We start from the raw sequence: 11,769 nt of genomic DNA, 5'->3' as shown, positions 1-11,769 counted from the left end.
CATTTCGCCGGCCGAGCGCCTCGCGCGGAAGCGTGCCTCAGGCCAGTTGGCGATTAGCGGCAGATGCGACGGGTCGTGCGGACCATGCGGCCATGAAACCGGCGCGTCGTCGTGACAGAACGACAGCGGTGCGGCCGTCCGAAGGCCGGTCGCATCGGACGATGATGGGTGACGGTGCGGGTTGTTGTCACCGTCGTTGCGGCCTGTGCACTTTCCATGGCTGGGGCGAACGACGCCAAGCTGCAGGCCACGGCCACCACGGCAAAAAACGTCTTCATGCTCAATCTCCCGTTTTGATCGGCATTGATTGCCGGATCATGCTCAAGCCGTTACGAATCGATCGTCGGCCGGAGACGGGTCGAGACCTGCAGGGTTTTAACGGCCGTTTTGCAGCAGACGCGTCAACGCTCACCGGCGTTGACGGTGAAACCGCCTTCACCCGCAACTTCGCGACGCGAAGACGACCGCTAGAACGCGACAGGCAACACTCGACACCCCGGTCGTCATGCACGAAGATCTCCTTAGCACCCGCCCCTTCCGCGAGACAGCCGACGCACGCGTGGCGTGGGCTCATGGTCGAGCGAACCGTGGCACCATCCTGCCGATCCTGAGGATCTTCATGTCGCTCGCTCTCCTCCTCGCAACCATCGTGGCCGGCTTCGCCTATGTGATCTCGCCGGGCCCCGCGTTCTTGGCCGTCTTCGCTTTGGCGGCGACGCAGGGACGGCAGGCAGCGGCGCGCTTCGTCATCGGCCACCTCGTCGGCGACGTGACATGGGGCGCCCTCGCCTTGACGGCGATCATCGGAGCCAATCAGCTGGGGCCTGTGCTGTTCGACGCGCTCGGCCTCTTCTGCGGCCTCTATCTCGTCTATCTCGGCATTAAGGCCGTGATGACCCGCAAAGATGCGCCACCCACCTCGATTGGCGCCAGCCGACCGTTGATGACCGGCGTGATGTTCGGCCTGACGAACCCCAAGGCCTATCCGGTCTCGACCGCGATGTTCACCGCGATCGCACTGCCGTTCGCCGGCCACCTCGGCTGGGTCGACGCACCGCCGCTTCTCGGCGCGGCCCTCGTCGGCTTCATCCTGGCCGATATCCTCATCGTCTTCTGGGCCGGATTGCCGATGGTGCGCCGGCTCTTCTCGGCTCATCGCGGCATTATCACCCGAAGCGTGGGCGTCATCTTCATCGCTTTCGGAGCAAAATCGATCGCCGACGCGGGGCGCAGCTTCGCGTCCCGTGCGTGACCTCAGGCCCGAGCACCATCGGCTGTCGATGGGAAACCGCCGCACGGCTGTGGACAGGCGGACCCTCTTCTGATATCGGACCTTGACGTACCGGAGCGGCCCTGCGCGCGCCCGGTTTTCCGTATTTCACCAACCGATCGACGCGCATCGCTGATGACGTCGTTTCACCCGACAGGATAAACGCTTGCAAGTTCTCGTTCGCGACAACAATGTCGACCAGGCCCTGAAGGCGCTGAAGAAGAAGATGCAGCGCGAAGGCATTTTTCGCGAAATGAAGTTGCGCGGCCATTACGAGAAGCCGTCCGAGAAGCGTGCTCGTGAGAAGGCTGAGGCCGTTCGTCGCGCTCGCAAGCTCGCTCGGAAGAAGTTGCAGCGCGAAGGCTTGTTGCCGATGAAGCCGAAGCCGGTCCCCGGCGCTCGCTAAGCTCATCCTCGAGGCCTTCGGCCTCGATCGCCGTGTCTCCGATGCAACGCCGCTCCTTCATGTGACCGGCTACGCTTTGTTAACGATGTCGGGCCCAAATCTTGCCTTCTTGCAGAGCGATTCGGGCCTGATTGACGTCAGGTGGGTCTCCTGACCATCACGATTACGAGCGATATCCAGACATGAGCGGTTGCATGACGAATGGTCCAGTCGAGATGGTCGCGGAGCGAAGCCGGATCGCTCCAGGCTCGATGGGGAGCAATGTGCGTCTTTCGACATGTCGCGCCCTGTCTCTGATGCTGCTCTCGACTGCGGCTCTCGGGCTTGCGGGCTGTGAAACGGTCGGCTCGATCGGATCCGCTGGTCGCGGGGTGGCTGAGGTCACGGCGCCGACCCAGGAAAGTTCGGTCAATATCGCGTCCCTTAGCGACGTCATTTCGCGCAACCCGAATGATTCGGAAGCCTATAACACTCGCGGCTCCGCCTATGCGCGTATCGCGGATTTCTCGAATGCGATTGCCGATTTCACCAAGGCGATCCAGCTCGATCAGAACAATGCGGCCGCTTACACGAACCGAGCCTTGGCCGAACGCCAGACCAATCATAACGATCTCGCTTTGGCCGACTTCAATCACGCGATCCAGGCCAATCCGAATCACGCGCCGGCTTATCTCGGCCGCGGTAATCTGCTGCGGACACAAGGCAACCTGCAGCAGGCCCTGGCCGACATGAATCAGGTGATTCGGCTCAATCCGGAAGGCGCGCAGGCGTTCCATGCGCGAGGCCTCATCCACCAGCGCGAAGGCGAGCAAGCGCTGGCGATTATCGATTTCGATAATGCGATCGATCGCGATCCGTTCGCCGGCGCGCCCTATCTCGCGCGTGGCCAAAGCCTGACCGTGACGGGCAAATACGATTCGGCGATCGAGGATTTCAACGCCGCCCTCAACGTCGACAATCGCAATGCGGAAGCGTGGGCAAGCCTCGGGACCGCCTACGAGAAGAGCGGCAACAAGACCAAGGCTCGCGAATCCTACATGCGCGCCAAGGTCATCGATCCGCAGAACCAGACGGCGTCGGACGGTCTCTCCCGAGTCAGCTGAGCCGCTTGCGGCGAGCCGTCGCTAAGATGCCGGCTCGTCACCTTCAGCGGCCACCATCTGCCAACCCATCCAAACCGACAACTGACTTGACCGACTTCCTGTGCGATGGGTCGCCGCAGCGCCACGCGCGGACACCTCAACGCTGATCGTCCTCTGCCCTCATCTCGCCTGCCGCGACGCAACGCAACGATTTGGTCGATGACGCCTTGATCCGTCTGCCGGATGCCGCACACTCGCGTCGATCATTCCCAGCGCTTTTGCGACGCCCTCGACGCGGCCGTCGGATGATCTCACCCAGCAATTCGCCGGCAAAAAGCTCTGCCTCGCCGTGAATTCAGCGCCACCTTGACTGCAGAATTGTCGAAGTAACGCGCGGCTGTGATCCGCGCGTCGGCAAGTCTAGCATGGGCTCTCACCGACCGCCCGATTGTTGCGTTCCAGCCACATAAACTTTGGTTAAGTCATTGAGGCGAAATCGCGTCTTGATCATGACAGCGTCAGCCAACAAAGCTCAATCGGTCGAGGCGCTTAGAGGCATTTTTTCGAAGCCTGATTCGAAACTGTGTCTCGAATGTGACTCAGTGAACCGGATGGTGCGCTGCCTTCGACGCGTCGAGCGAATTTCACAAGCCTGTTACAATCGCCCCATAATTCAACGTTTAGCGACCACATCCGGTTCGGACTGGAACAAGAATATGAAAATCTCTAAAGTATACTGGCTTGCTTCGGCAGCTTTACTGACGAGCGCCATGGGCGCCCAAGCCGCTGATCTTCCGTTCCGGAAAGCTGCTCCCGTCGAATACGTGCGGGTTTGCGACGCCTTCGGCGCAGGCTTCTTCTACGTTCCCGGTACCGACACCTGCATTCGCATCAGCGGGCAGATGCGTGCGGAAGAGACGTTCCGTCCCGGCGCCCCGACCAACAACCCCAACGCTTACTCGTACAGCCTCGCTGGCAACGTCTACAAGCGCGACCTGACCAGCTTCCGGGCGCGCGGCTATCTCAACGCCGACTCGCGGACGCAGACGGCTTACGGCACCCTCCGGGCCTTCGTCTCGTTCCGGATCACCAACGACTCGACCGCGTCGGGAACGACGGGTGGTGGTAAGGCTGTCGGTCTTGGCACACCGGCCCCCAGCACAGGCGCCTTCCAGGGTAACTCGCCGGTCGTGGGCTCGGCTCCGACTCTCGACAAGGGCTTCATTCAGTTCGCCGGCTTCACCGCTGGTCGCGCCCAGTCGTTCTTCGACTTCGATGCCCAGAGCGTCGAATTGCTGACCAACTCGGTCGCCAACTCCAACCAGCCGACCGAGATGTTTGCCTACACGGCAACCTTCGGACAGGGCTTCTCGGCCACCATCGCGGCGGAAGATCGCAACGAGCGCAACACGGGCGACTCGGGCTTCCAGCAGAACGGCGGCCTCGTCAATGGCGTTCTGACCGCAACGACGCAGCAGCCGAACGCGACCCGCGCCGGTTACCTTGCCTATTCGGGTGAGACCATCCCGGACTTTGTCGGTAACCTGCGTTACGACGGATCATGGGGTTCGGCTCAGTTGTCGGGCGCGTATCATCAGGTCTCCTCGCTTCCGGTAACGCTCGCGGCTCGGACGGTCGCTGGCCCCGCCGGCACCGTCATCCAGCCCGCAGATGCCGATGGCTTCGCTGTCTTGGGCGGCGTGAAGGTCTTGTTGCCGATGATCTCCAAGGGCGACAGCTTCACGGTGCAGGGCACCTACGAGCGCGGCGCGATGGATTACGCCAACGCAAACAACTACTTCAACGGCCTGTCGAACATCTACAGCAACAACACGTCGGTCGGCGTGCCAGTCAACGACGCCTTCGTCCGTCCCGATGGCACGATCGCTCTGTCGACCGCCTACGGCGCTTACGGCAACTTCCGCCATTACTGGATCCCGGAAGTGTCGAGCTCGATCTACGGTGCTTACCTCAAGATCGAGAACCCGAAGTCGGCTCAACGTCTCGGTGCAGGTGCCGATAACGCTCGCATCTTCCAGGTTGGCTTCAACACGATCTGGACCCCGGTCAAGGATTTCCAGATCGGTGCCGAAGTTCTCTACAGCAACATGCAGCTGACGGGTCTCACCACCCTGCTCGACAATCCCGCCCCGACCGTTTCGCCGCGTAACCCCGACGACTACCGGGTCCGCGCCAGCGTCCGTCGCGCTTTCTGATCCACACCGTACATGGCCGCTTCATCGGCGGCCCTGTCTTGGCATCAGGGGATGTCTCACTGCGGTGGCGACATCTTGAACAAGAAGCCCGGTTTCGACCGGGCTTTTTTGTGTGTCGCGTCGCCCCTCATCGCTTGTGACGAACCGCGATCTTCGGCACTCTGTGCTTTGACGTTCTGACACGCGTCATCCGCCGAGGCCTCGACAGACGATTACCATCCATCCGACCGCCGCGCCCGAGACCGAGGAGACATTGATGATCCGGCCAAAAGTGTCGTTCAGTGAAGAATTGAAGCAGTTTCGCGACTTTGCGCTCAAGGGCAACGTCGTCGACCTCGCCTTCGCGGTCATCATCGGCGCGGCCTTCGGCAAAATCGTCGATTCCTTCGTCAAAGACATCATCATGCCGATCATCGGGCTGTTCGGCAGTGCCGACTTCTCGAATTATTTCCTCCCCCTCAGCCATGGGGTCACCGCCACCAACCTCGCCGACGCTCAGAAGCAAGGGGCCATTCTGGCCTGGGGCAGCTTCGTCACCTATGTGGTGAATTTCGCAATTGTGGCGCTGGTGCTCTTCATCTTGATCCGCCTCATCAACACCTTGCGCCGGGAGGAGCCCGCGACGGCCGCCCCACCGCCGCCGCCAAGCCCGGAAGAGGTTCTGCTGACCGAAATTCGCGATCTTCTGGCAGGCCGTCGGCCGGGCGCAGCGCAGGCGATGACCGACTCCGTCGGCGCCGGTCTGTCGGCTACCGGTCTTCCCAGCCGCGGGCAGCCAGACGCCATCCCGCCGGGACGATAGGAACATCATACCTTGAGCAGCGACACCCGAGCCAGCGACACCGTCGTCGATGAGACGTTAACCAACGAGACTGTCGCCAACGAAGCCGCTCAACCCACCGACTTTACCCGAGGTCTGCGCCCGGAAGCCTTGCTGAGCCCCGAAAGCGGCATCGTCGAGGTCTTCAATTATGGGCGGAACCGGCAAGGCTTGATCCCGCTCTGGGTGGGCGAGAGCGATCTGCCGACACCGAGCTTCATCTGCGAGGCTGCGGCGCGTTCGCTCGAAGCTGGTGAAACCTTCTACACCTATCAGCGCGGCATTCCGGAACTCCGCACCGCGATCGCGGCCTATATGACGCGGGTCTATGGTGGCCCCTTCTCGGGGTCGGCCGATCCTTTCCGGCCCGAGCGCTTTTTCGTCACCATTGGCGGGATGCACGCCTTGCAGCTTGCCATACGGCTCGTCGCAGGCGTGGGCGACGAGGTCATCGTCCCGACCCCCGCTTGGCCGAATTTTCGCGGCGTCGTTGGCGTCTCTGGAGCCACGACGGTCGATGTTCCAATGCATTTCGGCGGCGAGCCCCTCGGCTGGACGTTGTCGATCGACGATGTCGAACGGGCCGTGACACCGCGCACGACGGCGATCGTGATAAACTCACCGTCAAATCCCACCGGCTGGATCGCATCGGCCGACGATCTTGAGGCTCTTCTGGCTCTCGCGCGCCGTCACGATCTTTGGATTGTGGCAGACGAGATCTATGGCCGCTTCGTCTATGACGGCGAGCGGGCACCCTCCTTCCACGATATCATGCGGCCGAACGATCGGATTCTGTTCGCTCAGACCCTGTCGAAGAACTGGACCATGACCGGGTGGCGGATCGGATGGCTCGAAGCGCCGGAAGCCCTTGGCCCCTTGATCGAAAATCTCGTCCAATATTCAACATCCGGCGTCCCGGTTCCGACCCAACGCGCCGCGATCGTGGCGATCGAGAACGGAGAGGCGTTTTTGCGTCAGCAGGTCGAGCGCGCCAAGACCAGCCGCGATATCATATGCGACGCGCTTGCGGCGACCGGACGGGTTCGCTTCGCGCGGCCACAAGGCGCGTTCTATCTCTTCGCGTCGATCACGGGAGAAACCGACATGCGGCGCCTCGTGCTTCGCATGGTCGACGAGGCTGGGCTCGGCATGGCGCCAGGAGGCGCTTTTGGGACGGGCGGAGACCCTTATGTCCGGATCTGTTTCGCGCGGCAGCCCAGCGAAATCGCCGAAGTCGCTCGTCGCTTCGTGGCATGGCTGGGCCGGAGTTGAGCCACCCTCATGATATTGTCGTCAGCGACGCCTTGAAGCGGATCCGTCGGTGACCCGGGACAGGCTCAGCCCGCGGCTTTTGGGTCGGTTGCCTTCGTGAGCCGCGAGCGCTCGAACAGGATCACGGCGATGATGCCGAAGGCCAGCGGCGCGATGAGGTAGAGCAGCCGGAATACCAGCAAGGCGGCCAGGATGTCGGCTTTAGCGATGTCCGGCAGCGCCGTGACGAAGACGAGTTCGAGAACGCCGAGGCCGCCCGGCGCGTGGCTCAGCAAGGCCGCCGAGAAGGACGCCAAAAACACACCCAGAATGATCAGAAACCCCGGATTGTCGGTCACCGGCAAGGCACAATAGATAATGCCGGCGGCACCGAGCAATTCCAGCGGCCCGGCGATCAGTTGGCGCATCGTGATGTTGAGGCGCGGATAGACGAGCTTAAACGTCCCGATCTGCAATGGTCGCAGATTCAGCGCCGACCCGATGACATAAAGCGCCACGAACGCCAGCAGCCCGCAGCCGATCAGGCGCACGCTGGTGTCCGACAAATGGAACAGACGCGCCAAAATATTCGGTTCGATCACGAAGACGAGGCCGCCGAGCAGAGCCGTGCCAAGCGCGAAGGTAAAGGAGCAGAAGGCCACGAGGACACCGACCTCGGACAGCGTCAACCCTTTGGTCGAGTAAGCCCGATAGCGCACCATGGCGCCGGAGAACATCGACATGCCGATGTTATGGGACAGCGCATAGGTCGTGAAGGACACGGCCGAGATGAAGCCCCAAGGCAATTTGAAGCCGAGATGCGACAGCGCGATCCGATCGTACCAAGCGAGCGCCATATAGGCCACCAGGGTCGACAGAACGGCGAGCATCCAGCGGCCCGACGAGATCGCCAGGATCGACTCTTCGACGTCGGTGAACGACAGACCGCGCACTTCGCGGAACAGTAGCCATAAGGAGAAGACGACCGCCGCAACGCCGATCATCGGCCAGACGATCGTCGACCACGTGAACCGGGCGATGGTTGGCGGCTGGACCGGCGGTGGCGGCTGAAGATCGAAGTCTACCAAAGGGATCTCGTCGAACGAAGAGCGGGAACAGGTTGATGGCGATGGATCGAGACCGATCCCTTCACGACACGCATCGCGGCCATGCCGTTGCATCAAAACGGTTTGACGATCACCAGAATGACGATGCCGATCAGCAGCACGGTCGGGATTTCGTTGACGACGCGGAAGTAGCGCGACGACTTCACGTTGGCGTCGTTGGCGAAACGCCGTGTACTCGCCGCCAGAAAGCCATGACAGCCGCTCAGCAGCACGACCAGCAGGATCTTGCCGTGCAACCAGCCGTCGCGGAACCACCCACCCTCGTAGGCGAGCCAGAGGCCGGTGATCCACACCGCGATCATGGCCGGGTTCATGATGGCGCGCAGCAACCGGCGCTCCATGATCTTGAAGGTCTCGGACTGCGGGGTCCGCGGCCCCGCTTCGACGTGATAGACGAAGAGGCGCGGGAGATAGAGCATGCCGGCCATCCAGGCCACCATGCTGATGACGTGCAAAGCCTTGATCCAAAGGTACATTGACGACAACCCGAAGACATTCGAGGATTGGCCGAAGAGCCGCCCGGTCAATACCGCAGAACCACCGAGGCGCCTAAGCTTTTCGGCTCGACCTAAGTGTCGGGCCTCCGCTGGTCGACCCGCGAGGGCTCGCGCCGCCGGTCGGCATCGTGGATTATAACCCGGCGCGGACGCGCGCCACGAGATGCTCGACATGCGCGATCGGGGTTTCGGGCAAAATGCCATGACCGAGATTGAACACGTGCGGTCGTCCGGCGAAGCCTTTCAGAATACGCGTGATCGCATGATCCAGCCCCTCACCGCCAGCCACAAGGGCGAGAGGATCGAGGTTGCCCTGCAGCGTCAGATTATGCGGCATGACCCGATTCGCCCATTCGACATCGACACTGGTGTCGAGCCCAAGTGCACTCACCTGACCATCCGCGGCTTGGATCAACTGACGCCCGGTCGCGCGCGGAAAAGCGATGATGCGAATGGTGGGGCAAGCAACACGAAGCCGGGTCACGAGCGTCTGCACGGGACGCAGGCACCAGCGTTCATATTCGAGTGTCGGTAGCACGCCGGCCCAACTGTCGAAAATCTGAATGGCGTCGACCCCGGCTGAGACCTGCGCGGTGAGATAGGTCACCGAGGCATCGACGAGGCGATCGATGAGGCGTTGAAACAGGTCCGGATGCCGATAGGCAAACAAGCGTGCAGGCGCCTGATCGGGGGTCCCACGACCGGCGATCATATAGCTTGCGACGGTCCAGGGAGCGCCACAGAAGCCAATCAGCGGGGTCGCAGGCCCTAGCATGGCCTTGGCACGGGTGACGGTCTCCAGCACCGGAGACAGACGGTTCATGTCGATCTCCGCATGCAGCTGATCGACATCGGCTGCATCGATGAGCGGATCGAGCCGAGGACCATGCCCGGTCTCGAACGATACGGTCTGACCGAGCGCGTCCGGGATCACGAGAATGTCGCTGAAGAGGATCGCGGCATCGAAGCCAAAGCGGCGGATTGGTTGCAACGTGGCTTCTGATGCAAGTTTCGGATTGTAGCAGAAATCGAGGAACGACGGGGCCGTCGCGCGCATCTCCCGATATTCGGGAAGATAGCGGCCCGCCTGGCGCATAAGCCAGATCGGCGGTTTGTCGGCCACGGATCCATCGAGCGTGTCGAGGAACAGGGTGCTCGGGCCACGCGTTAGAGTGCCGGATTGAACATGAGACATAAGAAAAGAGAATCCCTTAGACTCTTCTTCTGAGTCTTCTTCTAGGGGGAGGCGTAACCGTCCTCCCGTTTCGTTCACATTTCGTCAACGCTTGTGGCGAGACATAGGCCGCCGCGATAACGCGTCGTCGGTCTGTGGAGAATTTAAGAATTCCTTAACGTCTTGCGCCACATCGGACGACCTCGGCGTGTGGACAGCAAAAACCCAATCCCCACTATTCCGTCAAGCTTGGGTCCGAGGCCAGGCTGTATCCACAGGCTCGGCCGTGTGGACCAAACCGCCTGAAACTCGGGAGAAGCCGGGAGAATTCCTATCCCTCGTCGGCGCTGGACCCTACTATCCACAGACCGCCTGATGACGCCGGGATAAGTCCAGCGGGCAGGCCGCGGTATCGTTCCGCAGAGCCAGTGTGAGATCGATCGCCGAGGTGGAGACAAAGGTGTGACACGCAGCTATTTCCATCTGCATCTGGTCTCGGATTCGACCGGCGAAACTTTGATCGCGGCGAGCCGCGCCGTCGCGGCGCAATATCAAGACGTGTCCTCGATCGAGCATATCTATCCGCTCCTGCGGACTCGCGCTCAACTCGAACGCGTCATCACCGATATCGAGGCGGCGCCGGGCATCGTCTTGTTCACGCTGGTCGACCCGGAATTGATCAGCCGCCTCGAGGAAGCCTGTCACGAATCGGGTTCACCCTGCCTGTCCGTGCTGCAACCGATCGTCGACGTCTTCCAATCCTATCTCGGCCGGGCCGCGACCTCGCCGCGGCCTGGCGCGCAGCACGTTCTCAACGCGGATTATTTCAAGCGGATCGACGCGCTCAATTTCACCATGATGCACGACGATGGACAGATCTCCGAAGGGCTTGAACAAGCCGACGTGCTGCTGCTCGGCGTCAGCCGAACCTCCAAGACACCCACCAGTATCTATCTGGCCAACCGCGGCATCAAGACCGCCAATATTCCGCTCGTGCCCAACGTGCCATTGCCTCCCGTGGTGTTCGAGCTCAAAAATCCTCTCGTGGTCGGGCTGCTGGCGTCGCCCGAGCGCATCGTGCAGATCCGTCAGAACCGGCTTCTGTCACTTCGGGCGGAGGCTGAAACGCCCTATGTGGATCGGATTTCGGTCGCCGAGGAAATCGCGCAATCGCGACGGATCTTCGCTCAGAACGGTTGGCCGACCATCGACGTCACCCGGCGGTCGATTGAGGAAACAGCCGCCGCCATCATCGATCTGCACAAGGTTCACCGCATGAAATTCATCGCCCAGGCATGACCCAGCCTCACTCGCTTTGGCACGGTGCGCCGCTGGTCCTCGCCTCGGCCAGCCCGACGCGGCGCCTGCTTCTTGAAAGCGCCGGCATTCCGGTCGTGGTTCGCCCCGCCTTGATCGACGAGCGTGCCCTCGAGCGCCAAATGGATGACCATCTGCCTGGTGGAGGTGTCGACGCGCGGAGGACCGCGACGGCCCTGGCGCGGGCCAAGGCGTTGGCGGTCGTGGCTCCCGGTGCGCTCGTGCTCGGCGCGGATCAGACGCTGTCGCTCGATGGACATGGGTTGCACAAGCCGGCCACGACCGAGGCGGCGCGCCATCAGATCGCGGCGCTGGCTGGACGGACCCATGATTTAAATTCAGCTTTTGCGCTTGTGCGCGATGGATCCGTGGTGGCCGAAGCGGTCTGGAGCGCCCGCCTGACGATGCGGCCACTTTCACCCGCCTTCATTGCGCTTTATGTCGACGCCATGGGAGAGGCCGTCGCGGAGAGTGTCGGCGGCTACAAGCTCGAAGGGCTCGGCATCCATCTTTTCGAGCGGATCGAAGGCGATCAATCGACGATTCTCGGCCTGCCGTTGCTGCCCTTGCTCGCGGCATTGCGCCAGTGCGGTGTTCTCGACGGATAAG

Annotated in this window: 11 protein-coding genes and 1 pseudogene; 9 read left to right on the top strand and 3 right to left on the bottom strand. The window is 61.9% G+C overall.

What is annotated here, in order from left to right:
* Positions 1–168: 168 nt before the first annotated feature.
* The 7 genes and pseudogenes from LGH83_RS19975 to LGH83_RS13210 all read left to right on the top strand — a co-directional run bounded on the left by LGH83_RS19975 (position 169) and on the right by LGH83_RS13210 (position 7,066).
* Positions 169–297, top strand: coding sequence for a hypothetical protein (locus LGH83_RS19975; RefSeq protein WP_264478943.1), 129 nt, complete (start codon positions 169–171; stop codon positions 295–297).
* Positions 298–619: 322 nt separating this feature from the next.
* Positions 620–1,252, top strand: coding sequence for a LysE family translocator (locus tag LGH83_RS13235; protein ID WP_227399071.1), 633 nt, complete (start codon positions 620–622; stop codon positions 1,250–1,252).
* A 184-nt stretch (positions 1,253–1,436) separates the two neighbouring features.
* Positions 1,437–1,676, top strand: coding sequence for a 30S ribosomal protein S21 (gene rpsU, locus LGH83_RS13230; protein ID WP_131113985.1), 240 nt, complete (start codon positions 1,437–1,439; stop codon positions 1,674–1,676).
* Positions 1,677–1,927: 251 nt separating this feature from the next.
* Entirely contained in the window at positions 1,928–2,779 is an 852-nt protein-coding gene (locus LGH83_RS13225) for a tetratricopeptide repeat protein (protein WP_413771154.1), read from the top strand.
* A 749-nt stretch (positions 2,780–3,528) separates the two neighbouring features.
* Complete coding sequence (locus tag LGH83_RS13220; RefSeq protein WP_227399070.1) at positions 3,529–4,974, top strand: porin; 1,446 nt, start codon at positions 3,529–3,531, stop codon at positions 4,972–4,974.
* Between the two features lie 256 nt (positions 4,975–5,230).
* Positions 5,231–5,662: pseudogene (gene mscL / locus LGH83_RS13215) on the top strand (large conductance mechanosensitive channel protein MscL); the annotation flags it as partial.
* 228 nt (positions 5,663–5,890) lie between these two features.
* Positions 5,891–7,066, top strand: a complete 1,176-nt coding sequence (locus LGH83_RS13210; protein WP_227401840.1) for a pyridoxal phosphate-dependent aminotransferase — start codon at positions 5,891–5,893, stop codon at positions 7,064–7,066.
* A gap of 65 nt (positions 7,067–7,131) precedes the next feature.
* Here the strand turns inward: LGH83_RS13210 and LGH83_RS13205 are convergent, their stop codons facing one another.
* The 3 genes from LGH83_RS13205 to hemE form a co-directional block, all read right to left on the bottom strand.
* Positions 7,132–8,049 (bottom strand): lysylphosphatidylglycerol synthase transmembrane domain-containing protein, encoded by a 918-nt coding sequence (locus LGH83_RS13205; protein WP_227401839.1) that lies wholly within the window; start codon positions 8,047–8,049, stop codon positions 7,132–7,134.
* A 176-nt stretch (positions 8,050–8,225) separates the two neighbouring features.
* Complete coding sequence (gene hemJ / locus LGH83_RS13200; protein ID WP_227399069.1) at positions 8,226–8,648, bottom strand: protoporphyrinogen oxidase HemJ; 423 nt, start codon at positions 8,646–8,648, stop codon at positions 8,226–8,228.
* A gap of 154 nt (positions 8,649–8,802) precedes the next feature.
* Positions 8,803–9,864 (bottom strand): uroporphyrinogen decarboxylase, encoded by a 1,062-nt coding sequence (hemE, locus tag LGH83_RS13195; protein WP_227399068.1) that lies wholly within the window; start codon positions 9,862–9,864, stop codon positions 8,803–8,805.
* Positions 9,865–10,305: 441 nt separating this feature from the next.
* Between hemE and LGH83_RS13190 the strand changes: the two genes are divergently transcribed.
* Entirely contained in the window at positions 10,306–11,142 is an 837-nt protein-coding gene (locus LGH83_RS13190) for a pyruvate, water dikinase regulatory protein (RefSeq protein WP_131113990.1), read from the top strand.
* Positions 11,139–11,768: a Maf family protein gene (locus LGH83_RS13185; protein ID WP_227399067.1), complete on the top strand. Its 630-nt coding sequence runs from the start codon at positions 11,139–11,141 to the stop codon at positions 11,766–11,768. The genes LGH83_RS13190 and LGH83_RS13185 overlap by 4 nt, the downstream gene beginning before the upstream one ends.
* Position 11,769: the final 1 nt, after the last annotated feature.

Origin of the sequence: Lichenihabitans sp. PAMC28606, from assembly GCF_020616535.1 — a bacterium.
Classification (GTDB): domain Bacteria; phylum Pseudomonadota; class Alphaproteobacteria; order Rhizobiales; family Beijerinckiaceae; genus Lichenihabitans; species Lichenihabitans psoromatis.
This window is presented reverse-complemented; position numbering and strand designations above follow the sequence as displayed.